24 protein-coding genes are annotated in these 24,764 nt (G+C 71.5%); 7 read left to right on the top strand and 17 right to left on the bottom strand.

All coding sequences use genetic code 11. From position 1 onward, the window contains the following. Window position 1: 1 nt before the first annotated feature. The 3 genes from H5965_RS09260 to H5965_RS09250 are packed head-to-tail and all read right to left on the bottom strand — an operon-like array spanning window position 2 to window position 1,899. Window positions 2-466 (bottom strand): YbaB/EbfC family nucleoid-associated protein, encoded by a 465-nt coding sequence (locus H5965_RS09260; RefSeq protein ID WP_310969033.1) that lies wholly within the window; start codon window positions 464-466, stop codon window positions 2-4. Continuing rightward, window positions 459-1,517 carry a hypothetical protein gene (locus H5965_RS09255; RefSeq protein WP_310969032.1) on the bottom strand — a complete coding sequence of 353 codons (1,059 nt, stop codon included), beginning with the start codon at window positions 1,515-1,517 and terminating at the stop codon, window positions 459-461. The genes H5965_RS09260 and H5965_RS09255 overlap by 8 nt, the downstream gene beginning before the upstream one ends. Window position 1,518: 1 nt before the next feature. Further along, complete coding sequence (locus H5965_RS09250) at window positions 1,519-1,899, bottom strand: hypothetical protein (RefSeq protein ID WP_310969031.1); 381 nt, start codon at window positions 1,897-1,899, stop codon at window positions 1,519-1,521. A 162-nt stretch (window positions 1,900-2,061) separates the two neighbouring features. On the opposite strand from H5965_RS09250, the gene H5965_RS09245 reads away from it, so the two are divergent. Beyond that, window positions 2,062-2,724, top strand: coding sequence for a hypothetical protein (locus H5965_RS09245; protein ID WP_310969030.1), 663 nt, complete (start codon window positions 2,062-2,064; stop codon window positions 2,722-2,724). 121 nt (window positions 2,725-2,845) lie between these two features. Here the strand turns inward: H5965_RS09245 and pcp are convergent, their stop codons facing one another. Together pcp and H5965_RS09235 are read right to left on the bottom strand one after the other, a co-directional pair. Beyond that, complete coding sequence (gene pcp / locus H5965_RS09240; protein ID WP_310969029.1) at window positions 2,846-3,487, bottom strand: pyroglutamyl-peptidase I; 642 nt, start codon at window positions 3,485-3,487, stop codon at window positions 2,846-2,848. 67 nt (window positions 3,488-3,554) lie between these two features. Further along, window positions 3,555-4,988, bottom strand: a complete 1,434-nt coding sequence (locus H5965_RS09235) for a M1 family metallopeptidase (RefSeq protein ID WP_310969027.1) — start codon at window positions 4,986-4,988, stop codon at window positions 3,555-3,557. Between the two features lie 252 nt (window positions 4,989-5,240). Between H5965_RS09235 and H5965_RS09230 the strand changes: the two genes are divergently transcribed. Continuing rightward, a complete protein-coding gene (locus tag H5965_RS09230; protein WP_310969025.1) occupies window positions 5,241-8,399 on the top strand; it encodes a BTAD domain-containing putative transcriptional regulator in 3,159 nt (1,052 codons plus the stop codon). A gap of 80 nt (window positions 8,400-8,479) precedes the next feature. On the opposite strand, the gene H5965_RS09225 is transcribed toward H5965_RS09230, so the two are convergent. Beyond that, window positions 8,480-9,286: an ABC transporter permease gene (locus H5965_RS09225; RefSeq protein ID WP_310969023.1), complete on the bottom strand. Its 807-nt coding sequence runs from the start codon at window positions 9,284-9,286 to the stop codon at window positions 8,480-8,482. Next, window positions 9,283-10,260: an ATP-binding cassette domain-containing protein gene (locus H5965_RS09220; RefSeq protein ID WP_310969022.1), complete on the bottom strand. Its 978-nt coding sequence runs from the start codon at window positions 10,258-10,260 to the stop codon at window positions 9,283-9,285. Before H5965_RS09220 ends, H5965_RS09225 begins: the two co-directional genes overlap by 4 nt. 104 nt (window positions 10,261-10,364) lie before the next feature. Here H5965_RS09220 and H5965_RS09215 point away from each other — a divergent pair, with 104 nt between their 5' ends. Beyond that, window positions 10,365-11,381: an endonuclease/exonuclease/phosphatase family protein gene (locus H5965_RS09215; protein ID WP_310969021.1), complete on the top strand. Its 1,017-nt coding sequence runs from the start codon at window positions 10,365-10,367 to the stop codon at window positions 11,379-11,381. On the opposite strand, the gene H5965_RS09210 is transcribed toward H5965_RS09215, so the two are convergent. From H5965_RS09210 to H5965_RS09200, 3 genes are read right to left on the bottom strand one after another with little or no spacing between them, the layout of a single operon-like run. Continuing rightward, window positions 11,382-12,176, bottom strand: a complete 795-nt coding sequence (locus tag H5965_RS09210; RefSeq protein WP_396136881.1) for an SIR2 family NAD-dependent protein deacylase — start codon at window positions 12,174-12,176, stop codon at window positions 11,382-11,384. Next, window positions 12,169-12,480 carry an antibiotic biosynthesis monooxygenase gene (locus H5965_RS09205; RefSeq protein ID WP_310969019.1) on the bottom strand — a complete coding sequence of 104 codons (312 nt, stop codon included), beginning with the start codon at window positions 12,478-12,480 and terminating at the stop codon, window positions 12,169-12,171. Before H5965_RS09205 ends, H5965_RS09210 begins: the two co-directional genes overlap by 8 nt. Before the next feature lie 31 nt (window positions 12,481-12,511). Beyond that, the gene (locus H5965_RS09200; RefSeq protein WP_310969017.1) at window positions 12,512-13,918 is read right to left on the bottom strand and encodes a M1 family metallopeptidase; all 1,407 of its coding nucleotides are present in this window, start codon (window positions 13,916-13,918) and stop codon (window positions 12,512-12,514) included. A gap of 75 nt (window positions 13,919-13,993) precedes the next feature. Between H5965_RS09200 and H5965_RS09195 the strand changes: the two genes are divergently transcribed. Continuing rightward, entirely contained in the window at window positions 13,994-14,740 is a 747-nt protein-coding gene (locus tag H5965_RS09195) for an alpha/beta hydrolase (RefSeq protein ID WP_310969015.1), read from the top strand. Window positions 14,741-14,889: 149 nt separating this feature from the next. On the opposite strand, the gene H5965_RS09190 is transcribed toward H5965_RS09195, so the two are convergent. From H5965_RS09190 to H5965_RS09170, 5 genes are all read right to left on the bottom strand, one after another. Further along, window positions 14,890-15,846, bottom strand: coding sequence for an N-acetylmuramoyl-L-alanine amidase (locus H5965_RS09190; RefSeq protein ID WP_310969014.1), 957 nt, complete (start codon window positions 15,844-15,846; stop codon window positions 14,890-14,892). A gap of 63 nt (window positions 15,847-15,909) precedes the next feature. Next, complete coding sequence (locus H5965_RS09185; RefSeq protein ID WP_310969013.1) at window positions 15,910-16,785, bottom strand: A/G-specific adenine glycosylase; 876 nt, start codon at window positions 16,783-16,785, stop codon at window positions 15,910-15,912. A gap of 9 nt (window positions 16,786-16,794) precedes the next feature. Continuing rightward, window positions 16,795-17,730, bottom strand: a complete 936-nt coding sequence (locus H5965_RS09180; protein ID WP_310969011.1) for a nucleotide disphospho-sugar-binding domain-containing protein — start codon at window positions 17,728-17,730, stop codon at window positions 16,795-16,797. Window positions 17,731-17,733: 3 nt separating this feature from the next. After that, window positions 17,734-18,225, bottom strand: coding sequence for a carbonic anhydrase (locus H5965_RS09175; RefSeq protein WP_310969009.1), 492 nt, complete (start codon window positions 18,223-18,225; stop codon window positions 17,734-17,736). Between the two features lie 100 nt (window positions 18,226-18,325). Next, the gene (locus H5965_RS09170) at window positions 18,326-19,426 is read right to left on the bottom strand and encodes a LacI family DNA-binding transcriptional regulator (RefSeq protein WP_310969008.1); all 1,101 of its coding nucleotides are present in this window, start codon (window positions 19,424-19,426) and stop codon (window positions 18,326-18,328) included. A 177-nt stretch (window positions 19,427-19,603) separates the two neighbouring features. On the opposite strand from H5965_RS09170, the gene H5965_RS09165 reads away from it, so the two are divergent. Genes H5965_RS09165 through H5965_RS09155 form a run of 3 tightly spaced genes read left to right on the top strand, consistent with a single transcriptional unit; the run spans window position 19,604 to window position 22,248 of the window. After that, complete coding sequence (locus tag H5965_RS09165; RefSeq protein WP_310969006.1) at window positions 19,604-20,515, top strand: metal ABC transporter solute-binding protein, Zn/Mn family; 912 nt, start codon at window positions 19,604-19,606, stop codon at window positions 20,513-20,515. Window positions 20,516-20,517: 2 nt separating this feature from the next. After that, window positions 20,518-21,363, top strand: a complete 846-nt coding sequence (locus tag H5965_RS09160) for a metal ABC transporter ATP-binding protein (protein WP_310969005.1) — start codon at window positions 20,518-20,520, stop codon at window positions 21,361-21,363. Between the two features lie 3 nt (window positions 21,364-21,366). After that, window positions 21,367-22,248 (top strand): metal ABC transporter permease, encoded by an 882-nt coding sequence (locus H5965_RS09155; protein WP_310969003.1) that lies wholly within the window; start codon window positions 21,367-21,369, stop codon window positions 22,246-22,248. Here the strand turns inward: H5965_RS09155 and H5965_RS09150 are convergent. Both H5965_RS09150 and H5965_RS09145 read right to left on the bottom strand, forming a co-directional pair. After that, the gene (locus H5965_RS09150; RefSeq protein WP_310969002.1) at window positions 22,245-23,453 is read right to left on the bottom strand and encodes a DUF445 domain-containing protein; all 1,209 of its coding nucleotides are present in this window, start codon (window positions 23,451-23,453) and stop codon (window positions 22,245-22,247) included. The two genes, H5965_RS09155 and H5965_RS09150, sit on opposite strands and share 4 nt — an antisense overlap. A 39-nt stretch (window positions 23,454-23,492) precedes the next feature. Beyond that, window positions 23,493-24,668 carry a DUF445 family protein gene (locus H5965_RS09145; protein WP_310969668.1) on the bottom strand — a complete coding sequence of 392 codons (1,176 nt, stop codon included), beginning with the start codon at window positions 24,666-24,668 and terminating at the stop codon, window positions 23,493-23,495. Between the last annotated feature and the right edge of the window lie 96 nt (window positions 24,669-24,764).

Here is a 24,764-nt window from a genome sequence, read left to right as displayed (position 1 = left end):
GTCACCAGGCCCGGTCGAGCCGCATGCCGCGGCCGTACCAGTCGTCGTCGGCGACCGGCCCGGCCGGCGACGGCTCGGCCGGGGTGTCCGACGACCGGTCCTTGAGCACCTTGCCGTCCGGCTCGGCCACCGGGGCGGACAGCGCCGGCGCGGCGAGCGGGACCGGCGCCGGCTCGAACTGCACCCGCCAGCGCAGCCGGTCCATCAGGTAACCGCCGCTGCCCAGCGGTGCCAGCAGTTGCCCGGTCCGCTTCGCCGACTCGCGCTGGGCTTCGACGTACGTGCGCAGGACGGCGTCCGCGATCTCCGTCGGCGACATCCCGGAGACGGCGTCGGTGAGCCTCAGCCGGGTCAGCACGCCGTCGGTGTTGACCGACAGCGAAACCGCGCCGTCGGCGGACGTCGCCGTCGCCGACAGCGCGGAGAGCTCGGCCAGGAGGGCGTCGCGGTCCGGACCGTCAGCCATCCAGCCTCCCGACGTGGGTGGCGCCGCTGGACACCTGGCCGTCGGGGGCGATGTCGACGTTCGCGTCGCGGACGTTCTTCTCGGTCTGCCGCGATGTCCGGTCGGTCTCGAAGTTGTCCGGGTCGAAGCTCGAGCCGGGGCTGACGTCCGGCGCGTCGGGGATCTTCGGCAGGTCGACGGCTTCGTCGCCGATGCGGTCCGCCAGCTTCTGCGCCGCGTCGCCGGCGCCGTCGCGGATCTTGCCCGCGCTGTCGAGGAAGCTCTGGTACAGGTCGAACCCGTTGTCGCCGGTGATCTCCGCCTGGTTCGCCACGACCGCGGTGATCGCGCCGCCGGCGGCGTTCCCGGCGACGATCGCGCCGTTGGCCATGGTGAAGATCGTCGCGCCCGCCGCGGCGCCCGCACCGGCGGTGGCCACGGTGAGCAGCCCGGTGACCGCGCCCGCGAACGTCGCCGCCAGCACCTTCGACATGGCCGCTTCGCGCTTGCGCTCCTGCGACTTCTGGTAGTCCTCCGCCGTGCTCTTGAACGTGGAGCCGAGGTTGCTCAGGTCCTGCCGGGCCGAAGCGATGGCTTCGCGCGCGGCGACGATGTCGCTCTCCAGGATGGTGATCTTGGTTTCGACCTCGGTGAAGGTGTCGGCGAGCTCGTTGAGGTAGGCCTTCACGGCGTTGGCTGCGGAACCGCGCCAGACGTCGAGGAACTGCCGGGCGTCGTCGAGCTTCGGGCCCGAGTCGCGCTGCAGCGCCTTCCAGACGGCGTCGTGCCGCATGATCAGGCTCTGCAGTCCCTCGGCCGACTCGTGGTCGATGTCGGCGTCGGAGAACTCGCGGTAGATGGCGGCGACGTCGTCCTGCATCTTCCGGAAGCCGTCGTCGCCGGGGCCCAAGCCGAAGATCCAGTCGGTCATTCGCAGGATTTCCAGCGCGTCGAGGGCGTCGGTGGCGCCCTGCTTCAGGTCCTCGGAGACGCCGTCCAGGAGCTCGGTGCGGCGGTCGTCGCCACCGGACATCGGCTGGGCGTCGAGCCCGGTGTCGAAGTAGCCGTCCACGTCAGTTCCCCTCCAGGCCGGCGGCCGCGCGGTTGACGCGCTGCTTCGAGTCCTCGTCGGCCTTCTCGTACAGCTCCGCGACCCGCATCAGCGCGTGACTGGTGTCCGCCGTGGTCTGGTGCAACTGCGCGACCAGCTTCTGGATCTTCGCCAGGTGGTCGTTGTAGGCCGCGGCGACGGCCGGCATGCCGAGCGTGCGGCCGAAGGCGTTGTCCGCCGGGAACATCGCGCCGAGGCCGCCGAAGAACCCGCCGCCGTCCGACTTGACGGGGACGTCGGTGCCGCGCAGGCCGTTCGACGCGGCTTCCGCGGCGTCGGCGGCTCCCTGGAGGGCTCGGGCCGAGTCCCGCAGGTCCTGCAGGTCGGTCTCGAATCCGATCATCACTCACCTCTTCTTCGGGCTGCGCGTTCCGGACATGTAAACACCGTTCGATCACCCGGCAGGGAGGTTTGCCGAGGGTGTGCGTCAGATCACGGACGGCCCGCCGTACCGCCGAACGGGGGAATGTCGTCCGTGCCGGGTGGTCTCGACGCTCCTACCTGCATGAGCACAGTCACGAAACCTCGGGCGCCGACCGTGCGGCGTCAGTTGCGCGAGGCGAAACGCTTCTCCTGGACGGGATTCGCGGTCACGGTCGGGGCGTCGCTGCTCGGCACGCTCGTCCCGGCGGCGATCGGGGCGGGCCCGGACGCGACCCTGATCTCCACGCTGGTGGTCACGGTCCTGGCGGCGGGCGGGTTCACGGCCAAGGACGGCAGCGCCCGCGGCATCAAGGCGATCGCGATCGTCCTGCTGGCGACGGGTGCGCTGGTCCTGACGGTCACCGGGGTGACCGTCCTCGACCTGGTGCGCGGCCGCCCGGCGACGTTCCCGGGCGTGCCGGAGGTGGCCGCCGAGCCGCGGGTGATCGTCCCGGAGTCGGTCAGCTGCCCCGAGACGCCGGTGCACACGACGACGACCTGCGTGGTGGCGGTCCGCAGCGTCGGCGCGAGCGCGCTGCGGGTCAACGGGGTCGAACTGGACAGCAAGGACTTCACGGTGGACGCGAGCGCGTGCGTCGGCCGCGACGTCGAGCCGGGCCGCCGGTGCACGCTGCTGGTCAGCTTCACGCCGGCCTGGAGCGGCGACCGGGTCGCGGACCTGACGGTCCACCACAACGTCCCGGGCCCGGCGGCCTTCGTCGAGCTCACCGGCCGCGGCGGTTAGCTGCCGGTCGGCCGCGCTCCGGAAGCAGGAGGAAGCCGGAGAACAGCACCGAACCCACGACGAGCATCGGAACCCGGACGACCGCCCCCAGCCCGGTCTCGCCCAGACGTCGCGCTCGGTCTCAATGCTCCGCGCCCGCGCTGACCGCCAAGTCCTCCGTCACCCGCAACGCCGTGTCCGCCAAGACTTCCAGCGCGTCGGCGATCCGGTCCACGCCCAGGGACGCCTCGGGCTTTCCCGAAGCCGCGACCTGCTCCGGGCTGAACGGTACGTGCACGAAGCCGCCGCGCACGCCGGGGAACTCCGTGGCCAGCAGGTGCATCAAGCCGTAGAAGACCTGGTTGCACACGTACGTCCCGGCGGTGTGGGACACCGACGCCGGCACGCCCGCCTCGCGGATCGCCGCCACGCAAGCCTTCACCGGCAAGGTCGAGAAGTACGCCGCCGGGCCGTCCGGGACCACCGGGGCGTCCAGGGGCTGGGCGCCCGCGTTGTCCGGGATTCGGGCGTCGATCAGGTTGATCGCCACGCGCTCCGGGGTCACCTCGGCCCGGCCGCCCGCCTGGCCCGCGCAGACCACCAGCGACGGCCGGTGTTCCGCCAGCGCCCGCCCCAGCGCGGGCAGGGATGTCCCGAACTCGCACGGCAGTTCCACCGCCGCCACGTCGTCCCGGCGGGCGGCCACCAGCGAAACCGCCTGCCAGGACGGGTTGACCGACTCGCCGCCGAACGGCGCGAACCCCGTCATCAGCACCCTGGCCATGCCGTCCTCCCGAAGCGAAAGCGTCGAGGCCACCCTACGTCCGCAGGGTGGCCTCGACGACCGGCGCTCAGGCGGCGGGCTTGAGCCCACCCGGGTAGAGGTACTGGTCGGCGGGCTTGCCGCTGCCGTACACCCACGCGTCGAAGAAGCCCTGGAGGCTCCGGTGCGCCGCGAACTCGGTGAACCGCTGGAACTCCTGCATGCTCGCGTTCCCGTCGCGGTGCAGCGACGGCCAGGTCTTCAGGACCCAGGAGAACGCCTGCTCACCGATGTAGTTGCGCAGCGCGTGCAGCATCATCGGGCCCTTCGAGTACACGTACGTGAACTCGTTGCCCTGACCCATGTCGTAGAGCTTGCCGTTCCAGAGCCGCGTCGACGCCGTCTTGACGTCGTTCGCGTACTGGGCGTTCAGGTCGACGCCCTCCTTCGCCTCGTCCCAGAGCCAGGTGGCGTAGGAGGCGAAGCACTCGTTGAGGCAGACGTCGCGCCAGTGCGCGACCGCCACCGAGTCGCCGTACCACTGGTGGGCGTTCTCGTGGACGATCGTCGGGACCGTGCCCGCCCAGCCCGCCGAGTAGATCGGCCGGCTCATCGTCTCCAGCGAGAAGCCGATCTGCTCGTTGAGGAAGATGCCGCCCGCCGCGTCGATCGGGTACTTGCCGAACTTCGACTCGAGGAAGTCGAGGATCTCCGGCAGCCGGGCCTCGGCCTGCTTCGTCGAGTCGGGGACGCCGGGCGCGAACGCGCTGACGATCGGGGTCCCGTCCTTGCGCTTCTGGCGGTCGAAGGTCCACTTGTCGATCGCGACCGTCGTCATGTACGGCACGATCGGCGTCTCTTCGGCCCAGACGTGCGTGGTGCCGTTCGGCGTCTTGATCGACGGCTTCTCGCGGCCGTTGGCGATCACGCCCCACTCGTCGGGCACGGTGATCGCGAGGTGGAAGGTGGCCTTGTCGAGCGGGGTGTCGTTGACCGGGTACCAGGTCGTGGCCGACCGCGGTTCGCCGGCGACGAACGCGCCGCCCGCCTGGGCGAACTGCCAGCCGTTGTTGCCGAGCGACGGGTCGCTGATCGGCGCGGGCACGCCGTGGTAGGCGATCTTCACCTTGAAGTGCTGACCCCGCCACAGCGCGCGCGACGGCGTGACGACCAGTTCGTGGTCGCCGGTCCGGCTGAATTTCGCGTCCCGGCCGTCGACTTCGATCGAGTCGACGGTCAGGCCCTTGAAGTCCAGGTTGAACGAGCTGAGCGCCTGCGTCGCCCGCGCGGCGATGTCCTGGTTCCCGGTGAGCTGGTGCGACGCCGGGTCGTAGGTGACCTTCAGGTTGTAGTCGGCGACGTCGTAGCCACCGTTGCCGTCCTGCGGGTAGTAGCTGTCGCCGGCGCCATCGCTGCCGGGCTTCGGCGCGCCCCAGCCATCGCCCGCGGCGGCGACACCGGTGCCGAGGCAAAGACTGGCGACCACGGCGGCCGCCACCACGACCGGTTTCTGTCCCCTCATGAACGCTCCTGTCCGTGTGCGGATGGGCCTCGTCGGCAACGTATCGCCACGAACGGGTGATCCGGGGAAGCGTGTCTTATTTGTCCGGATAATCAGCACTTCCGTCGGCCCGTCCGGCCGCCCCGGAACTGTGGTCGCCACCGCCGGTGCCGCGAATGACTCATTCGGGACCTCGGACGTCCCGAATGAGTCATTCGCGACCTTCCCGCGCCGCCGGGGACGCCGTCGTGCGCCGTCTGGAAAGCTGGACGCATGCGCGTTGCGCTGCTGGGCCCGCTGCGGGCGGCGGAAGACGATGGCACGCCGATCGACGTCGGGGGTGCCCGGCTTCGCATGCTCTTGGCCAGGCTCGCTCTGGACGCCGGGCGCGCGGTCGCCGCCGACGCGCTCGTCGATGGGCTCTGGGGCGCCGAACCGCCCGCCGATGCGGCCAACGCCCTGCAGTCGCTGGTCTCGCGGCTGCGGAAGGCCTTGCCCGTGGCCGTCGAATCCGGGCCCGGCGGGTACCGGCTCGCGGTGCAAGCCGGGGACGTCGATGCCGAGCGGTTCGAACGGCTCGCCGCCGAAGGCCGCCGGGAGCTCGCCGCGGGCCGGGACGCCCGTGCTGCCGACCTGCTCACCGAGGCCCTCGCGCTGTGGCAAGGCCCCGCGCTCGCCGACGTCCTCGACGCGCCCTTCGCGTCCGCCCCGGCGCGGCGGCTCACCGACCTGCGGGCCGAGGCGGCCGAGGACCGCTTCGACGCCCTGATCCGGCTGGGCCGGCACGCCGGGGTGCTCGCCGACCTGACCGCGGCCGCCGATGCCGATCCGCTGCGCGAACGGCTCGCCGGCCTGCGGATCCGCGCTTTGTGCGCGGCCGGGCGGCAGTCGGAGGCGCTGGCCGTCTACGCCGGGCTCCGCCGCACCCTGGCCGACCAGCTCGGCGTCGATCCCTCGGCCGAGCTGCAGGAGATCCACGTCGCCGCGCTGCGCGGGGAGTTCGCGCCGCCGTCGCCGGTGGCCGATCGGCTGCCCACCCGGCTGACCACGTTCGTCGGCCGCGACGACGAGCTGAAGCTGCTGGCCGAGCTCCTCGGCGGCGCCCGGCTGGTCACCTTGACCGGGCCGGGCGGCGCCGGCAAGACGCGACTGGCCACCGAGGCGGCGTCGCGGCACCCCGCCCACCAGCGGGGCCGGGTCTGGTTCGCCGCGCTGGCCGGCGTCCGCGACCCCGACGACGTCCCCGGCGCGCTGCTGGGCGCCCTGGAGGTCCGGGAGATCCGCGCCGAGACCGAGATCAACCGCCGCCAGCCGGAGCCGGTGGACCAGGCCGTCGAGGTGCTCGGCGGCGAGGAAGCGCTGCTGGTGCTGGACAACTGCGAGCACGTCGTCGACGCCGCCGCGCGGCTGGCCGACGAACTGCTGCACCGGGCGCCGCGGCTGCGGATCCTGGCCACCAGCCGCGAGCCGCTGGCCATCACCGGGGAGGCGCTGTGCCCGCTCGGCCCGCTGCCGGTGCCCGCGGAACGCGCCGCGCCCGCGGAGGCCGCCGAGCTCGACTCGACGCGGCTGTTCCTCGACCGGGCCGCCGCGGTCCGCCCCGACTTCGTGCTCGACGAGTCCACTGTGGACCACGTCGGCGAGATCTGCCGCCGGCTCGACGGGATGCCGCTGGCCCTGGAGCTGGCCGCGGCGCGGCTGCGGTCGATGACGGTGGCCCAGATCGCCGGCCGGCTCGGCGACCGGTTCCGGCTGCTCACCTCGGGCAGCCGGACGGCGCTGCCGAGGCAGCGGACGCTGCGCGCGGTCGTCGAGTGGAGCTGGGAACTGCTGGCCGAACCCGAACTCGTGCTGGCCCGGCGGCTCGCGGTGTTCGCCGGTGGTGCGGAGCTGACGCCGATCGAGGCCGTCTGCGCCGACGAGCTGCTGCCCGCCGCCGACGTGCCGTACGTGCTCGGCAGCCTGGTCGAGAAGTCCATAGTGGACACGATCGACAGCGGTGGCGAGCCGCGGTACCGGATGCTCGAAACGCTGCGGGTCTACGCCACCGAGCGGCTGGTGGAGTCGGGCGAGCACGACCGGATGCGCCGGGCGATGGCGAGCTACTACGCCGAGCTCGCCCAGCGCCTGGAACCGACGCTGCGCACAGCCGACCAGCTGCGGGCGATCGACCGGTACGAAGCCGAGAGCGCCAACATGATCGCGGCCCTGCGCGGCGCCATCGAGATGTCCGATGTGGACAACGCGGTCGCGTTGCTGGACGGGATGTTCTGGTACCTCACCATCCTCGGGCAGGGCGGGCGGATCGGCTCGCTGATCCGCGAGACCCTCGAGTTCGGCGACCGGCTGCCGCCGGCGGTGCTGGCCGCCTACCAGGCGCTGTGCTATCTGATGGACGCCATCCCGGTCCGGTCCGACCAGCCCGAGATCCTCCGGCTGGTCGACGACTGCGTGCGGAGCAACGCGGTCGACCGGTACCCGGGGCTCGCCGTGGCCCTGCCGATGCTGGCCTTCCTGGGCGGGGACCGGGAGATCGCCGTCCGCGAGGTGCGCCGGGCCGCGCAGCACCCGGACGCGTGGACCCGGGCCGGCGGGCACTGGGTGGAGAGCTTCCTGCTCGACGACGCGGGCGACGTCGAGGGCGCCGACCGGGCCCGCGACCTGGCGCACGCCGGGTTCGAAGCGGTCGGCGACCGCTGGGGCATCGCGATGACGCTGAGCTTCAAGGCGTACTCGCTGTCGCAGAACGGCGACAGCGCCAAGGCCATCGAGACCTACCAGCAGGGCCTGGCCCTGTCGATGGAGCTGCGGTCGTACGAGGACGCCGTGCAGCACTGGTGGCGGCTGGCCGTCGAGCGGGCGCGCAGCGGCGACTTCGAAGGGGCCTGGCGCGACCAGGAGGCTGCGGAACGCTACGGCGAAGGCATCACGAACCTGCAGCACCGGGCCATCCTGATGTTCGGCAGGCTGGAACTGCTGCTGCGCACTGGCCGGCTGGCCGAAGCGCGGGCGCTGCTCGACCGCGTCGCCGCGATGGGCGGCGACGACTGGTTCCCCGGCGGCATCGGCGACGAGTTCATCCACGCGTTCGAGGCGCGGCTCCTGCTCGCCCAGGGCCGCGCGGACGAGGCCGAGCCGCACGCGGTGATCGCGATCCGGGCGACGAACCGGCGCGGCGACATGCCGGACCTGGCCGGGGCGGTGGAGCTGCTCGCGATGATCCGCGAGCGGCAGGGCCGTCCCGAGACGGCGGCCCGGGTGCTCGCCGCGTCCGCCGTCATCCGCGGCCGGCTCGACCTCGGCAGCCCCGAGGTGCGGGCGCTCATCGACGCCCTTCGCGCGGTGCTCCCGGACTACGAATCCCGCTACGAAGACGGCCGCCTTCTGTCCAAAAAGGACACGATCGCCTGGCTCCTGGCCGAACTGGACTGAAGGGCCCCTTTCCCGCAGCAGCTGCGAGAAAGGGGCCCTTCAGCTTCCCCTGGCGCTACTCACCCCCGTGTGTGCGCCTTTCAGACCCGCCGGCGGTAGGCCCAGGTGGCCAGCGGGAAGAACACGATCACCGCGCCGGCCATCCAGGCCAGCGCCCCGGCCAGCGGGCCGGCGACGGCTCCGCCGTTCATCAGGCCGCGCAGCGCGTTCGCCATCAGGCTGACCGGGCTGATGTCCGCCCAGGCCCGCAGCCAGCCCGGCATGGTGTTCGTCTGCACGAACACGTTGCTGCCGAAGGTCAGCGGCATGATGAAGACGAACATCAGCGCCTGCGCCGAGCCCGGCGTCTTCATCAGCATGCCGACGAACACCGAGCCCCAGCAGAAGCTCAGCCCGAACGCCAGCGCGAGCAGGATCGCCACCGCGAACTCGCCGGGGCTGGTCGCGATCCGGTAGCCCATGATCGTGGCCACGACCATCAGCACGGTCAGGCAGACGACGTACCGCACGACGTCGGCGAGCACCGCGCCGATCAGCGGCGCCGAGCGGGCGATCGGCATGCTGCGGAACCGGTCGAACACGCCCTTGGTGACGTCGGTGTTGAGCTGCACGCCGACGGTCAGGCAGGCCTGCAGGATGTTCATCACGATGACGCCGGGCACGACCAGCTGCAGGTAGGCGTCGATCGAGCCGGACAGCGCGCCGCCGAACAGGTAGACGAAGATCACCAGGAAGATGATCGGCATCAGGGTGACGTCGGCGAGCTGTTCGGGGTTCTTGCGGATCTTCAGGATGCCCCGCCAGGCCAGCGAAAGTGCGTGCTGGAACCCCTTGCCGGGGCTGATGTGCCGCGGCGGGGCCGGGCGGTCGAGGGCCAGCGTCGTCATGCCAGGCTCCCTTCGAGGGTCTTGTCTTCGGTGGACTGTTCGGCGGTGTGCCCGGTCAGGGCGAGGAACACTTCGTCGAGGCTGGGGAGCCGCAGTGCCAGCTCGTCCGCGGTGATCCCGGCTTCGTCGAGCTTGCGGACCAACGTGGACAGCAGCACCGGGTCGTTGACCGGCGCGGTGAGCAGTCCGGTCGCGTCGTCGCGGGTCGGCCGGACGCCGGACAGGTCGCCGAGGATGCGGTTGACGGCGTCCATGTCGGAGAGCCGGGTCGGCCGCACCTGCAGCGTCTGCCCGCCGACGCGGCGCTTGAGCTCGTCGGCGCGGCCGTCGGCCACGACCCGGCCGTGGTCGAAGACGGTGATCTTGTCGGCCAGCTGGTCGGCTTCCTCCAGGTACTGCGTGGTCAGCAGCACCGTCGCGCCCTCGGCGACGAGGCCGCGGACGACGTCCCAGACCTCGTTGCGGGCGTGCGGGTCGAGCCCGGTGGTCGGTTCGTCGAGGTAGAGCACCTCGGGCCGGCCGACGAGGCTGGCGGCGAGGTCGAGCCGCCGCCGCATCCCGCCCGAGTACGTCCGGATCGGCCGCTTGGCCGCCTTGGTCAGCTCGAACCGCTCGATCAGCTCGGTGGCGCGGGTCTTGGCGTGGCTGCGCGGGTAGCCGTACAACCGTCCGATCAGGACGAGGTTCTCGATGCCGTTGAGGTCCTCGTCGACCGACGCGTACTGCCCGGTCAGCCCGATCAGGCTGCGGACCCGGACCGGGTCGGCGACCACGTCGTAGCCGCCGACGGTGGCTCTGCCGGCGTCGGGTTTCATCAGGGTCGCCAGGATCCGGACGGCGGTCGTCTTGCCGGCGCCGTTCGGGCCGAGCACCCCCACGACCTGCCCGAACGGGACCTCGAGGTCGACCCCGTCGAGCGCCTTGGTGTCCCCGAAGTGCTTGACCAGGCCCTCGGCCTGGATTGCGTGCGACATGGGCGTCCTCCTTCACTGTCGCTTCTGGGCTCACTGTGGACGGCCGCGCTGGTAAGCCGCGCACAGCGCGCTGTCAGCGGCTGGCAGGCGCTGGTGGAGATCTTGTGGAGGAGTTGTCGGGGCAGCGGCCGAGCGGCGCCGGTCTCGGCATACTCGGCAGCATGGTGGTTGCGGAAGAGACGCGGTCGCGGCGGAAGAACCCGCTGGTCACGGGCCTGCTGGTGGTCCCGCTGGTGCCGCTGGCGCTGCTGGCGGCGCTGCGCCTGCTCGGCTACGACGGCGGCTGGTACACGCTGGTCGCGCTGTCGTTGACGCCGTTCGCGGCGGCCGCGGGGGTGCTGCTCGGCGGCGTCACCCTGGCGTTGCGGCGGTGGTGGCTCGGCGGGGTCGCGCTGGTGCTGGCGCTCGCGCTGGCCGTCCTCGTCATCCCGCGGGTGTCGGCGAGCGAGCAACGCACCGTGCAGGGCAAGACGCTGCGCGTCCTCGCCTCGAACCTGCTCTACGGCCAGGCCGACGCGAAAGCCGTCGTCGACCTGGTGCGCGAGCAGCGGATCGACGTGCTGAACCTGGTCGAGATGACCCCGTCCGCGGTCGACCGGCTGACCGCGGCGGGGCTGTTCGACCTGCTGCCGCACCGCGTGCTGCACCCGGCGCCGGGCGCGTTCGGCTCGGGCATCGCGTCCCGCTTCCCGCTGAAGGAGGTCAACCTGACCGGCGATTCGGCGGCCAAGCAGCCGGGCGCGGAGGCCGACCTCGGCGAGGGCGTGGTGGTCGAGATCGTCGCGGTCCACCCGATCTCCCCGGACGTGGACACCCCGCTGTGGGAGCGCGAGATCAAGGACCTGTCCCAGCCGGCGGGCGAGCACGGGCTGCGCATCCTGGCGGGCGACTTCAACGCCACGCTGGACCACGCGGCCTACCGGACGGTCCTGTCCCGCGGTTACCACGACGCGGCCGAGGAGCGCGGCGAAGGCTTGGCCCCGACGTGGCCGTCGTCCATGCCGGTGGTGACGATCGACCACGTGGCGGTCGACAACCGCGCGGCGGTGCTGGACTACCGGGTGTTCGATGTGGCGGGTAGCGACCACCGAGCGGTGTTCGCCGAGGTGCGGTTGCCGTGATCAGCGGGGCAGGAGCTGCTTCAGCGTCTCCAGGGCCCCCGCCGCGATCGACACGCCGCGGCCGTGGCGGATTTCGGGTTCTCGCGGGTTGATCCGGATCAACGCGCCCGTCGCCGCGCTCGCCAGTTCGGCGTAGCGGCGGACCGTTGGGACCGCCTGGCCCGCTCCCAGCTCCACCACCACGAGGTCACGGGCCGTCCGGCGCCACGCCGTGAGCTCGTCCAGCTGGGCCTGGCTGCGGTCCGGGACCCAGGAAAAGTCGCCGAACATCAGGATGTTCGGGCGCGCCAACCCGCCGCAGCGGGGGCACGAGGGCAGCGGCGGCACCGCCCGCATGGTCTCCTCGTCGACCGCGACATCCACGTCCGCCGGCCAGATCTCGGACGTGCACCCGTCGAGGCACTGCAGGTGGTGGATCGAGCCGTGTGCCTCCGCCACGAACTCGAAGCCCGCCTTCTGGAACTGGCCGTCCACATTGGACGTGAACACGCGGGCGCCGCCGGGCAGGCGTGAGCCCAGTGAGAGCAGCAGCCGGAAGCCCTCGTGCGGGATGGTCTCGCGGTACAGCGCCAGCCGGTGTCCGTAGAAGCCCCAGGCCAGCTCGGGATCTTCGGCGAAGTGGCGTGGGTCGGCCAGTTCCTCGAACTGCAGGCCGAGGCGGGCGTACGGCGGGTACGCGCGCCAGAACCCCTCGCCGCCGCGGAAGTCCGGGAGCCCTGAGTCGACGCCCATGCCGGCGCCGGCGCAGATCAGGAGTGCGCCGGCGCCGTCCAGGATCTTTGCCGCCTCATTCACCAGGCTGGGAACCGAGGACGACCTCGAACTCCAGGAGGTTCGCGCCGGTGGACACCGGCTTGGCGCGCTCGCCCGAGTGCGCCGCCGCGGCCGGGCCGCCCTTCGCCCACGCCTGGTAGTGCTCCTCGGTTTCCCACTTCGTGTAGACGAAGTAGCGCGTCTCGCCGGACACCGGCCGCAGCAGCTCGAAGCCGAGGAAGCCCGGCTGCTCGTCGACGGAGTGCATGCGCGCGGCGAACCGCTTTTCCAGCTCGGGGCCGGCGCCCTCGGGGACCTCGATCGCGTTGATCTTCACGACACTCATGTCTCCCACCCTAGTTGGCTCCGGGGTGGCTTCAGCTGCGCAGTGAGCCGGGGAACAGGTCGGCGTCCGCGGGGAGCTTCGTGCCGCGGAACCACGTGTCGAAGAACGCCCGCAGGTCCTTGCCGCCGATTCGCGTCGCCATCGTCTCGAAGTCGGCCCAGGTTGCGTTGCGGTGGCGGTAGCGGGCCGGCCACTCGTGCAGGAGTCGGTCGAAGGCCGGGTCGCCGATTTCGCGGCGCAGCGCGTGCAGGGCCAGGATGCCCTTGTTGTAGACGCCCTCGAACTCGTGGCCCTGGCCCATGCCGACCAGTTTCTGCGCCCAGAAGTCCGTGCTGCCGCGGGTGATCTCGATGGCCGCGCGGTAGCGGTCGTCCAGGTTCTGGCCTTCGCGCTCGGCCCACAGCCACTGCGAGTACGACGCGAAGCACTCGTTCAGGCAGATGTCGGACCAGTTCCGCACCGAGACCGAGTCGCCGAACCACTGGTGGGCGTTCTCGTGCACCAGCGTCGGCAGGTCCGCCCACTTCGCGTACGTCGGCCGCGTCTGCGTCTCCAGCGAGAACGGGACCTCCTCGTTCAGGAAGATCCCGCCCGCCGCCGATTGCGGGTACGGGCCGAACTTGCCGCTCAGGAAGCCGAGCACCTCCGGCAGGCGGTCGCCGATCGCGCGGCGGGCTTCGGTGCCCGGGGCGTACGCCGAGACCACCGGGGTGCCGTCCTTCAGTGTCGACCTGTCGACACTGAACTTGCCGATCGCGATCGTCGTCAGGTAGGTCGCCACCGGGTTGGGCTCGGTCCAGGTCCCCGGCGGGCCCTCGCGGCCGTTCGAGAGCACCGTCCAGCCGGCCGGGACGTGCGCGGTGAGCGTGAAAGCCGCCTTGTCACGCGGGGTTTCGTTCGCCGGGTACCAGAACGCCGCCGAGTGCGGCTCGCCGACCATGTACGCGCCGCCGTCGGCCGAGTGCTTCCAGCCGTTCTCGCTGCCGCCGGTGTGCGGGGTCTTGGCCGGGTCGCCGCCGTAGCGCACCCGGGTGCGGAACGTCGTCCCCGCCCGGATCGGGGCCGGCGGGGTGACGACCAGCTCGAACGCCTTCTCTCGGCGGAAGGTCGCCGGCTTGCCGTCGACTTCGACGCCGTGCACGTCCAGCCCGCGCAGGTCGAGGTCGAACCGGCTGAGGTCCTGGGTGGCCTTCGCGGTCACCGTGGTGTCGCCGTCGAGGTGCCCGCTCGGCGGGTCGTACTTGACGTCGACCTGGTAGCCGAGCGCGTCGTACCCGCCGTTGCCGTCGTCCGGGTAGTAGGGATCGCCGCCGCCGGACGCGCCCGGCACCGGGTGCATCGGTGGCGGCGGGGGCGGCAGCGTGACGGCGTCGCCACCGCACGCCGCGGCGAGGACCACCGCGGCGCAGACGGCCAGGGCGGTCAGTCGGCGGCGCACACCCACCACCATAGGTGATGGATTGCGATCGGTTGGTCACGTTCCGCACCAGCGGTTTTGTGGTTAGGTGGCCGCGTGCTCTGTTTCGGCGGCAGCGGCGTGCCGATCGTTCTGCTCCACGGCCTGATGGGCCGCGCGCGGACGTGGTGGCGGGTCGCGGAGTGGCTCCGGCCCTACGGCGCGGTGTACGGCCTCGACGCGCGCGGCCACGGCAACGCGCCGCGCGTCGGCCCGTGGACGACAGAGCGCTTCGCCGACGACGTCGCCGAAGCGCTGCGGACGCTCGACGCGGGCCCGGCTGTGCTCATCGGGCACTCGATGGGTGGCCTGCACGCCTGGGCGACCGCCGCGCGGTACCCGGAGCTGGTGCGCGCGGTCGTCTCCGAGGACTTCGCGCCGGACCAGCGCGGCCGGACCGTCGAGACCTGGCGCGGGTACTTCGAGAGCTGGCCGGTCCCGTTCAAGTCCCTGGATCACGTCCGCGAGTTCTTCGGCGACGCGGGCGGGTACTTCGCGGACTGCGTCGAGGAGCGTTCCGACGGGTTCCACCTGGTCGCGGACCTCGAGGACCTGTACGTGATCGCCGCCGAATGGGGCCGCCGGGACTACTGGGACGTCGTCGCGGCGATCCGCTGCCCGCTGCTGCTGGTCGAGGGCGAGCACACCGCGATGCCGCACGGCCAGCAGGCGCTCGTCGCCGATCGTGTCCCGGGCGCTCGCCACCTCGTGGTCCCGGGCTCGGCCCACCTGCCCCACGACGAGGCCCCGGAGACCTACCGAGGTGCCGTCGAAGCCTTCCTCAGCCAGGTCCTGGCCCGCTGAAACGGACGACACGCGTGATTGCCGGGTCGACACGCGTGATTGCAGGGTCGACACGCGTGATCAGAGGGACGACACGCCGCACGCCTTTGTATCGCCGTGTCGACCCTCAAATCACGCGTGTCGACCTCGTAATCACGCGTGTCGACCCTTCAAGCCCGGGCCAGGTCCGCTCGCCAGGCCGCTGTCGACCGGTCGGCGGGGACGATGAGCGGCCAGACGTCCGCGCCGAGGAAGCCCGCCTCGTCGGATACCTTGGCCGCGGTGCACGTGTCGCGGGCCAATCCCGCCTGAACGGACAAAGCGGTCACCGCGTCCTTTGTGGACTGGCCGAAGACGCCGTCGGTGGGAACGCCGAAGCCGGACGCGCGCAGGAACTGCTGCGCCAGCTGCACCCGGCGGCCCGTGTCGCCCGGCTTGAGCAGCGGCCACTCGGCTTCGGCGCGTGCCACCGACACGCCGAGGACGCGCCCGACGGCCGTCCGCAGCTCCGGCAGCCGGTTGTAGAGCACCTGGCCGGGGCACTCGGTCGAGTTGAAGTCGCGGTGGCCCTTGATGAACTCCGGCGCGATGCCGTACTGGCTCGCGATGTAGGCGACCAGCGAGACCAGCGAGTTCCACAGCGCCGGCGGCACGTCCACCGTGCTGTACAGGCCCTCGTTCTCGATACCGATGACCTCGCTGTTGTGGTTGCCGACGTTCGCGCCCTGGACGTGCTTCGTGCCGCCGCGCAGGATCTCCAGGCTGCGGTGCCGTCCTTCGGTGATGTACCCGCCGCGGCTGTTCGTGAACTGCTGGCCGCTGTCGATCCAGCCGTTCTTGTCCATGTGCAGGTCTTGGATGAAGCGCGAGACGTAGAACGCGCGCGCCAGGGAGAAGTCGTCGTTCATCGGCGGGTCGACCGCGTGGTGCACGACGATGTAGGTCGGCTTGTGGTTCTCCACCACGATGGTGCCGGTGGCGGGCCGGGCGCCCCAGTCGGACGTCGGGTGGATCGCCGGTACCGGCACGGCCGCGCCGGCCGTCCCCGTGGTCGTCATCCCCAGTGCGCCGGCCGCGGTCGCGGTCACCCCCGCCTTCAGCAGGGTCCGGCGGTCAACAGTGACCATGCGGAAAACGGTAACTCCGGACCGCGTCGATGACAACTATTGACCAACTTTGGTTGTAGCGCGTTAGTGTTCACCCGGCAGGGCGAAGAGGCCGTCGCGGGTCTGCTCCAGCAGGCCGTCGACCAGCAGGGAGTCCAGGCAGCGGTCCCGCTGCCCGCCGTCGTGCCACACCTGGTCCAGGCGCGCCTTCTCGACCGGTCCCTCGCTGCCGCGCAGGACGTCGAGCAGCCGTCCGCGGACGTACCGGTCGGTGCCCGCGTACCGCTGCACCGGCTTGGCCGGGCCGGTGTACTCCGGCCGCCCGGCGAGCTGCCACGCGCATTCGTCGTAGATCGGGCAGTCCGCGCACTTCGGGGCCCGTGCGGTGCAGATCAGCGCGCCGAGCTCCATGATCGCCGCCGAGAACTTCGCCGCGGGCGCGTCTTCGGCCGGCAGCAGGGCCTCGACGTCGGCCATGTCCCGGGTGTTGGACGCCGGCCCGGCGTCGCCGGCGCCGTGCACCGCCCGCGCGACGACCCGCCGCACGTTCGTGTCGACGACCGGTGCCCGCCGCCCGTAGGCGAACGCGGCGACGGCCCGCGCGGTGTAGGCGCCGATCCCGGGCAGCGCGAGCAGAGTGTCCACATCGGACGGAACGACGTCGCCGTGCTCGCGCGCGATGACCCCGGCGGCCTCGTGCAGGCGCAGCGCCCGGCGCGGGTAGCCGAGCTTGCCCCAGGCCCGCACGACCTCGCCCTGCGACGACGCGGCCAGCGCCGAGGGGACCGGCCAGCGCGCCATCCACTCGTGCCAGATCGGCTGCACCCGGACGACCGGGGTCTGCTGGAGCATGATTTCGCTGACCAGCACGCCCCAGGCCGTGCAATCCGGCGAGCGCCACGGCAGATCCCGGCCGTGCGCGGAGAACCAGTCGAGCAGTACGTCAGCGTCCACAGCCACGCCGGGAGGCTACTTCGCGTACTTCGGCAGCTCGCGGGCGACCTCGTCCGGAGACGGCATGGCGGCGATCTCCTCGGCGGTCGCACGGGCCGCTTCCCGGCAGGAGGACGCCTTCCGGGCCTGTTCGGCCACGGCTTCCGCGGTCAGCTCGCCAGGCAGCAGGCACACGGCGGCCCCCGCGGCGACGAGCGCGTCGGCGTTGGCGAACTGGTCGGCGCCCTGCGGCAGGACGAGCTGCGGCACGCCCGCGGCGAGCGCGCCGAGGGTGGTGCCGCTGCCGCCGTGGTGCACGACGAGGTCCGCGTGCGCGATCGCCGCCGCCTGCGGTACCCAGGCCAGGGCCGTCACGTGGGCCGGCAGCGGCCCGGTGGCCACCCCGCCGGTGGCCACCACGACGGGCGTACCGAGCGTGGCCAGACCCTCGATCGCCGTCGTGAGCACCTCCGGGGTGCCGAACGCGGTGCCGAGGGTGAGGTAGATCAGCGGCCCCGGGAAGTCGCCCGGCTCGGCGAACGGCACCGGCCGCACCGGGATCCGCTCGGCGGTCGCGAGGAAGTCCGCGTCCTGCAGGGACGGCGGGCAGACGTCGAGGTGCACGCCGCCGGTGGGACGCTCGAACCCGATGCCGGGCGGGAACATCCGGCCGAACCCGTGCCAGAGCGCCGGGATCCCGGCGCGCTCCGCCGCGAGACCCACTTCCGGGACGCCCCAGCCGTGCACGACCAGGTCCGGCCGCAGCCGCTTCAGGTCGGGCTCGACGTCCTCGGCGTAGATCTCGTAGAACGAGTCCGCGGGCCGGAACGGGTTCAGTCCCCGCAGCGACTCGTGGACGTGCTCGCCGGCGGCGAAGTGCACGTCGTGCCCGATGTCCCGCGCCGCGACCGCGAGCGGGACCATCGGGTACGTGTGGCCGGCCGACGCCAGCCCGGCGAACAGGACCCGCAAGGCCTACTCGACCTCGGTGAGCTTCCCGGTCTTCACGTCGTAGACGAACCCGCGCACGTTCTCCGTGTGCGGCAGGTACGCACTGCGCCGCACCCGCTCCACCGAAGTCCGGACGCTGTTCTCGACGCTGCGGAACGCCTCGACCGACCACGTGGGCCGCAGGCCGGTGTCGCTCTCGAGTTCGTCCTTGAAGTCGTCCTCGGTCACCATCGAGAGGCCGCACTCGGTGTGCTGCACGATCAGCACCTCACGCGTGCCCAGCTTGCGCTGCGACAGGGCCAGCGAGCGGATCATGTCGTCGGTCACCACGCCGCCGGCGTTGCGGAGGACGTGCGACTCGCCCTGCAGGAGGCCGAACAGCTCGAACACCCGGATGCGGGCGTCCATGCAGGTGAGGATGGCCACCTGGAGCGACGGCTTGGGGGACGACCGGTCGCCGGGCGTCACCTCGCCGAGTTCCTGGTTGCGCTTGAGCAGTACGTCGATCGAGGTCATCGGTCACCTTCCGGCCAGTGGCCCCGCGGCGCGGGCGTACCACTCCATTTGACCGGGTGACTACCCCGATGAGCAATGCGCTAAGAGCAATGTCACCAGGTCATCCGCCGAACCACGGCTCGTCGACGGTCCGCGGCGGGCCCGACGTGCGCCCGACGCGCAGCTCGGTCGGCAGGGTGATCACCTTCGGCGCGCTGCGTTCGCCCGAGCTGAGCAGCAGCCGCCCGGCCGTCTTGCCCTTCTCCAGCACCGGCTGGTGGACCGTGGTGAGCCCGATCCGCTCGGCTTCGGCGATGCCGTCGAAGCCGGTCACCGTCAGGTCCTGCGGCACCCGCAGCCCGCGCCGCTCGGCCTCGGCCATGGCGCCGAGCGCGAGGATGTCGGAGGTGCAGATCACGGCCGTGATCTGGGGGTAGGCGTCCAGCAGCTGGCGGGCCGCGGACGCGCCGTCGTCCACCGTGTGGTCGAACCGCTCGACCACCGGGACGCCCGCCCAATCGACGCCCGCCGCCGAGAACGCCACGGCGAGCGCTTCCAGCCGGGTGCGCTGGACGTGGAAGTGCGCGCCGCTCTGCCGCGTCGCGGAGACGAAGTCGTCGTTGCGCTCGCGGGCCAGGCGCATGCAGATGACGCCGACCTGCCGGTGGCCCAGCGTCACCAGGTGCTCGGCGATCTTGCCGACGGCCGCGGCGTCGTCCGGGCCGACGCGGTCGATGCCCTCGAGGCTCGGCTGGTCGATGATCACCGTCGGCACCGGGCGCTCCAGCACGGCGGCCAGGTGCGGGTCGTCGTCCGGCACCGAATAGACGACGAAGCCGTCGACGCCCGCGCGGTGCACCGCGGCGACGTCTTCCCGGCCCGGGCTGGCCGGCACCAGGTGCAGGCCGACGCCGGCGTCTTCGCAGGCCAGCGCCAGTCCTTCGAGGACACCGACGGCGGCGGGGTCGCGGAACGCGTAGGAGAGGTTCTCGGTGAGCAGCAGCCCGACCGCGCCCGCCTTGCGCGTGCGCAGGGAGCGGGCGACCGGGTCGGGGCCGGGGTAGCCGAGGCGCCGCGCGGTCTCGAGGACGCGGCGGCGCAGTTCCGGGGACAGCTGGTCCGGCCGGTTGTAGGCGTTGGACACCGTGGTCCTGGACACACCGAGCTCCGCCGCGAGCGACGCCAGCGTCGCCTGCCTCCGGGTGCGAATAGGACGGCCCATCTGCAAACCGTAACGGTTCAGATCGGTTTCCTGAAGAGACACCCCGCGTGGTCGATGTCTCGATCCGCATGCGTGGAGACGCATACACCAAAGCGGGATCTGATGGCCAGAAAGTCATCCGGATGGGGTAAGGTGAATCTGACAACGGTTTCCATTAGCGTCTTCAGGAGTCCCCGCATGAGTTCCCGTCGCACCAGGAGCGTGCTCGCCGCCGCTTCGGCTCTGTCCGTGTTCGCCTTGGCCGCGTGCTCCGGCGGGACGTCCTCCGACGGCGGCGGCGCGCAGGCGGGCGGCGACGGCAAGGTCAAGGTCGTCGCCTCGACGGACGTCTGGGGCAGCGTGGTCACCGCCGTCGGCGGCGAGAACGTCGAGGTCAAGTCGATCATCCACGACCCGTCGGCCGACCCGCACTCGTACGAGACGACGGCGGACGACGCCCTCGCGGCGAAGGGCGCGCAGCTGCTGCTGTCCAACGGCGGCGGCTACGACGAGTTCTTCGGCAAGCTCACCGAGCAGGCGGGGAGCGCGAAGAAGCTCGTCGCCTACGACATCGCCGCGACCGGCGACGAGAACGAGCACGTCTGGTACGACCTGCCGGGCGTCGACAAGGTCGCCGACCAGCTCGCCGCGCAGCTCGGCGAGCTCAAGCCGGCGGCCAAGCAGCAGTTCACCGACAACGCGGCGGCGTTCAAGGCGAAGGTCGACGCGCTCGAGAAGCGGCTCGAAGAGCTCGGGACCACCCACTCGGGGACGAAGGTCGTCGTCACCGAGCCGGTCGCGCACTACCTGCTGGCGAGCGCGAAGATCACCGACGCGACGCCCAAGGCGTTCTCGGACGCGGTGGAGAACGACACCGACGTCCCGGCCGACGCCGTCAGCGCGTACAAGCAGCTGATCGCGACCAAGCAGGTCAAGGCGCTGGTCAACAACGAGCAGACCGTGACGCCGCTGACCCAGGACGTCGTCAAGCAGGCGAAGGAGGCCGGGCTCGGCGTGGTCGGCGTGACCGAAACGCTCCCCGCGGGTGTGACGGACTACATTGGCTGGATGACCGGGGAAGTCGACGAGCTGGCTGGGGCGTTGAAGTAGGCATGTCTCCCGCCTCCGATGACGTACGCCCCGCGGTCCGGGTCCGCGGGGCGGGCCTCGCGTTCGGCCCGCGCACCCTCTGGTCCGGGCTGGACCTCGTCGTCGAGCCGGGCGAGTTCCTCGCCGTGCTCGGCCCGAACGGTTCCGGCAAGAGCAGCTTCCTCAAGGCGCTGCTCGGCATGCAGGACCTGTCGGCGGGCACGGTCGAGATCGCGGGCGGCCGCCCGGGCGGCGCGAACCGCAAGGTCGGCTACATCCCGCAGCAGCGCGCGATCGACGAGTCGCTGACGCTGCGCGGCGTCGACCTGGTCGGGCTGGGCCTCGACGGGCACCGCTGGGGGTTCGGGTTCCCGGGCATCGCGGCCCGGCGCCGGCTCGTTTCCGAAGCGATCGACGCCGTCGGGGCCACGCGGTACGCGAAGCAGCCCGTCGGCCGGCTGTCCGGCGGCGAGCAGCAGCGGCTGCGGGTGGCCCAGGCCCTGGTCGGCGACCCCGAAGTGCTGCTGTGCGACGAGCCGCTGCTGTCGCTCGACCTGGCGCACCAGCGCGCGATCAGCGAGCTGATCGACGCCCGCCGGCGCACGGCGGGTACGGCGGTGCTGTTCGTGACGCACGAGATCAACCCGGTGCTGCCGTTCGTCGACCGGGTGCTGTACCTGGTCAACGGCCAGTTCCGGATCGGCAAGCCGGACGAGGTCATGACGACGGAGACGTTGTCGGAGCTGTACGGCACCCGCGTCGAGGTGCTGAAGGTCGGCGGCCAGATCCACATCGCGGGCGCGCAGAGCGCGTTGTGCGAGGCGGAGCCGCACCACCACGAACACGACGTCGAAGAGCAAGTGGGCTGAGTCTTGGATCTGTTCGACTTCGGCAAGACCTGGGAGCTGATCACCGAGCTCGACGGCGTCCAGACGGCGCTGCTGGCGGCGGCGATCCTCGGCCTGGTGGCGGGTGTGCTCGGCCCCCTGATCGTGATGCGGCGGATGTCGTTCGCGGTGCACGGGACGTCCGAGCTGGCCTTCACCGGCGGCGCGGCGGCCCTGCTGCTCGGCATCGGCGTCGAGTACGGCGCGCTGATCGGCGCGGTGGTGGCGGCGCTGCTGCTGGGCATCCTGGGGGCGCGCGACGCCGACCGCGACTCGGTGATCGGCGTGATCCTGTCCTTCGGGCTCGGGATGGGCGTGCTGTTCCTGTCGTTCTACAAAGGACGGTCGGGGAACAAGTTCGGCATCCTCACGGGCCAGATCATCACGATCGATTCGACGAACCTGACGTTGTTCGTGGTGTCGTCGGTGGTGGTGCTGGCGGTGCTGGCCCTGGTGTACCGGCCGTTGCTGTTCGCTTCGGTGGACCGGAACGTGGCGGTGGCGCGCGGGGTCCCGGTGAAGACGCTGACCGTGGTGTTCGCGCTGCTGGTGGGTGTCTCGACGGCGTTGAGCGTGAAGGTGGTCGGCTCGCTGCTGGTGGTGGCCCTGATGGTGACCCCGGCCGCCGCGGCGGCCCGCGTGACGGCCTCGCCGTGGAAGGCGACGGTGCTGTCGGTGGTGTTCGCCGAGGTGTCGGCGATCGGCGGGATCGTGCTGTCCCTGGCGCCCGGCCTGCCGGTGAGCGCCTTCGTGACGGCGATTTCGTTCTTGATCTACGTGGTCTGCCGGGTGCTCGCCTGGCAGCGCGACCGCCGGACCCGGGTCCGTTCGGTGGACCCGGCCCCGGATCTGGTCGCGGCGGCCTAACCCAGCATCATCAGGATCTGCAGCTCGCCGACCACGAACCCGATCACCCCGCCGACGGCGATCAGCTTCCACTCGTCCTGCCGGAACGCCGGCCGCAGCAGGCCCTCGAACTCCAGCGGTGTCAACGCCAGCATCCGCTGCTCGATCACCTTCGCGACGTCCATCGCCTCGGTCAGGTAGCCCTCGGCGTAGCGGGCCGTGTCCGGCAGTTGCTCCAGGGCCTTCCGCGCCGCGGCCTGCTTCATCTCCTTCAGCCGGGTGCCGCCCACCGTCCAGGCCAGGGGCACCTGCGCGTCGACCGTTTCCGACACCAGGTGCTCCACCCGGGCGGCCAGGCGGTCCGCGCGGGGGCCGCGCAGGATCGCGTCCAGCAGGTTCTGGACCGTGAGGACCTCGTTCGCGATCAGCTCGCCGTACTGCCGCGCGACCTCGGCCCGGCGGCGCTGGAACTTGCCCTGGAAGATCACCCGGCCCACCCGCACCGGCTCGCGCGGGACGAAGATCAGCTTGATCGCCAGCCAGTCCGTGCACAGCCCGATGACCCCGCCGAAGGCCGGCAGCACCCACGGCTCGCGGGTGAACGCCCACACGATCGTCTGGACCAAGCCGAGTCCGAACCCGAAGTAGATCCCCATCCGGGCGATGAACGCCATCTCCGGGCGGGACGTCTCGCGGATCAGCCGGACCAGCAGCGCGCGGTCCCGGGTCAGCCGCTGGACCGTCATGTGCTGGACGTCGAGGACCTCGTCGAGGTTCTCGCGGACGTCGTCCAGGAACTCCCGGACCAGCCGCGGTGCCGACGCCTGGACCTGCTTGATCAGCATTTCCTGCGCCAGCGTTGGCAGGACCTCCCACAGCCGCGGGTGGTGCTCGGCCAGCACCTCGCGCGCGGTGTGGTCGACCGCGCGCAGCAGCGGCTGCTCGAGCTCGCTGGTGATGATGACGGGGTCGATCCGCTCGAGCACCTCCCGGAGGTCGAGCAGGTTCGCGGTGAGCAGCTCGGTCGCGACCGCGGCCATCCGCCCGCCGTGTTTCGGGACGACGCCCTGCCAGCCGAGCAGCGGCGGGATCCCGACGAAGTCGAGGGGCCGGAACATCATCTCGATGGCCACGCGCTTGGTGACGTACCCGATCAGCGCGGCCACGAACGGCATCGCCGCGTAGAGCGGCCAGTGCAGGGCGAGGTCGTGCAGGACAGCGTCCATTCCGGCCTCCTCGCGATCCCGAGATCGAAACCGTACCGGCTACCCGAGCAGGGCGAGCACCTGCAGTTCCCCGACGAGCCCGCCGATCACCGCGCCGACCGCGATCAGCTTCCACTCGTCCTGCCGGAAGGCCGGCCGCAGCAGCTGCTCGAACTCGAGTGCGCTCAGCCGCTTCATCCGGTCGACGATCGTGTTGCGCACGTCGAGGGCGTTGACCGCGTAGTCCTCGGCGTGCCGGATCGTCTCCGGGACGCGTTCCGCGGCCTTCGCCGCCGCCGTCTGCTTCATCTCCTGGAACCGCTTCGTGCCGACGGCCATGGCGACGAACGGCTTGACGACGCTCGCCTGCGCGTCGATCGTCTTCTGCACCTCGCGGGTGATCAGCGCGAACAGCCGGTCCGACTTCGGGCCGCGCAGCACCGCTTCCAGGAGGTTCGGGATGGTGATGATCTCGCGCGCGATCATGTCGCCGTAGTCGGCGGCCACCTGGTCGCGCCGCTTCTGGAAGACGCCCTGCCAGGTGTAGAGGCCGAAGAACCGCTTCGGCTCGCGCGGCAGGAAGATCATCTTCAGGGCCAGCCAGTCGGTGAGCCAGCCGATGCCGAGGCCGAACAGCGGCAGCACGATCGGCGACTTCGTCAGCGCCCACACGACGAGCTGGACGCAGCCGAGGGCGAACCCGAACGCGAGGCCCGAGCGGGCGATGAACCGCATCTCGGGCCGGGAGATGTCCCGGATCAGCCGGTTCAGCAGGGCCTTGTCGCGGACCAGGTTGGTCACGACCATGTGCTTGAGGTCGAGGACGTCCTCGATGTTGCCGGCGATCTCCCGCATGATCTTGGTGATCGCCTTCGGCGCCTCGGCCTGGACGCGCTTGAGCAGCAGCTGCTGCGCGCTGTTCGGCAGGACCTCCCACAGCCGCGGCTGGTAGGTCTCCATCACCTCGCGGGTGACGTCCTCGACGACCCGCAGCAGCGGCTGCTCGATCTCCTTCGCCACCTCCGCCGGGTCGAGACGGGCGAAGATCTCCTTCGGGTCGACGAGGGTGGTCGTCAGCATCTCGGTGGCGGTGGCCGCCATCCGCTCGGCGTTTGCCGGCAGCACGCCCTGCCAGCCGAGGAACGGCTTGACGCCCACGAACTCGAGCGGCCGGAACATCATCTCGATGGCGACGCGCTTGGTGACGTAGCCGATCAGCGCCGCGATGACCGGCATGGTGACGTACACCTGCCAGTGCGTGCCGAAGTCCACGCGCGCACGTTAGCGGCTCGGTGCCGGACCGGGGTGGAATGCCATGCGTCACGACGGGTT

The sequence above is a fragment of the Amycolatopsis sp. 505 genome (assembly GCF_031625235.1).
Taxonomy (GTDB): domain Bacteria; phylum Actinomycetota; class Actinomycetes; order Mycobacteriales; family Pseudonocardiaceae; genus Amycolatopsis.
Note: the sequence above shows the minus strand (reverse complement) of the source record. Positions and strands in the feature narration are given on the sequence as shown.

Bases quoted from the DNA above. Each gene is read 5' to 3' on its own strand.
- H5965_RS09260 (WP_310969033.1), bottom strand. From the start codon at position 466: ATGGCTGACGGTCCGGACCGCGACGCCCTCCTGGCCGAGCTCTCCGCG.
- H5965_RS09250 (WP_310969031.1), bottom strand. From the start codon at position 1,899: ATGATCGGATTCGAGACCGACCTGCAGGACCTGCGGGACTCGGCCCGA.
- H5965_RS09245 (WP_310969030.1), top strand. From the start codon at position 2,062: ATGAGCACAGTCACGAAACCTCGGGCGCCGACCGTGCGGCGTCAGTTG.
- pcp (WP_310969029.1), bottom strand. From the start codon at position 3,487: ATGGCCAGGGTGCTGATGACGGGGTTCGCGCCGTTCGGCGGCGAGTCG.
- H5965_RS09235 (WP_310969027.1), bottom strand. From the start codon at position 4,988: ATGAGGGGACAGAAACCGGTCGTGGTGGCGGCCGCCGTGGTCGCCAGT.
- H5965_RS09230 (WP_310969025.1), top strand. From the start codon at position 5,241: ATGCGCGTTGCGCTGCTGGGCCCGCTGCGGGCGGCGGAAGACGATGGC.
- H5965_RS09225 (WP_310969023.1), bottom strand. From the start codon at position 9,286: ATGACGACGCTGGCCCTCGACCGCCCGGCCCCGCCGCGGCACATCAGC.
- H5965_RS09220 (WP_310969022.1), bottom strand. From the start codon at position 10,260: ATGTCGCACGCAATCCAGGCCGAGGGCCTGGTCAAGCACTTCGGGGAC.
- H5965_RS09205 (WP_310969019.1), bottom strand. From the start codon at position 12,480: ATGAGTGTCGTGAAGATCAACGCGATCGAGGTCCCCGAGGGCGCCGGC.
- H5965_RS09190 (WP_310969014.1), bottom strand. From the start codon at position 15,846: ATGGTCACTGTTGACCGCCGGACCCTGCTGAAGGCGGGGGTGACCGCG.
- H5965_RS09175 (WP_310969009.1), bottom strand. From the start codon at position 18,225: ATGACCTCGATCGACGTACTGCTCAAGCGCAACCAGGAACTCGGCGAG.
- H5965_RS09170 (WP_310969008.1), bottom strand. From the start codon at position 19,426: ATGGGCCGTCCTATTCGCACCCGGAGGCAGGCGACGCTGGCGTCGCTC.
- H5965_RS09165 (WP_310969006.1), top strand. From the start codon at position 19,604: ATGAGTTCCCGTCGCACCAGGAGCGTGCTCGCCGCCGCTTCGGCTCTG.
- H5965_RS09160 (WP_310969005.1), top strand. From the start codon at position 20,518: ATGTCTCCCGCCTCCGATGACGTACGCCCCGCGGTCCGGGTCCGCGGG.
- H5965_RS09150 (WP_310969002.1), bottom strand. From the start codon at position 23,453: ATGGACGCTGTCCTGCACGACCTCGCCCTGCACTGGCCGCTCTACGCG.
- H5965_RS09145 (WP_310969668.1), bottom strand. From the start codon at position 24,668: ATGCCGGTCATCGCGGCGCTGATCGGCTACGTCACCAAGCGCGTCGCC.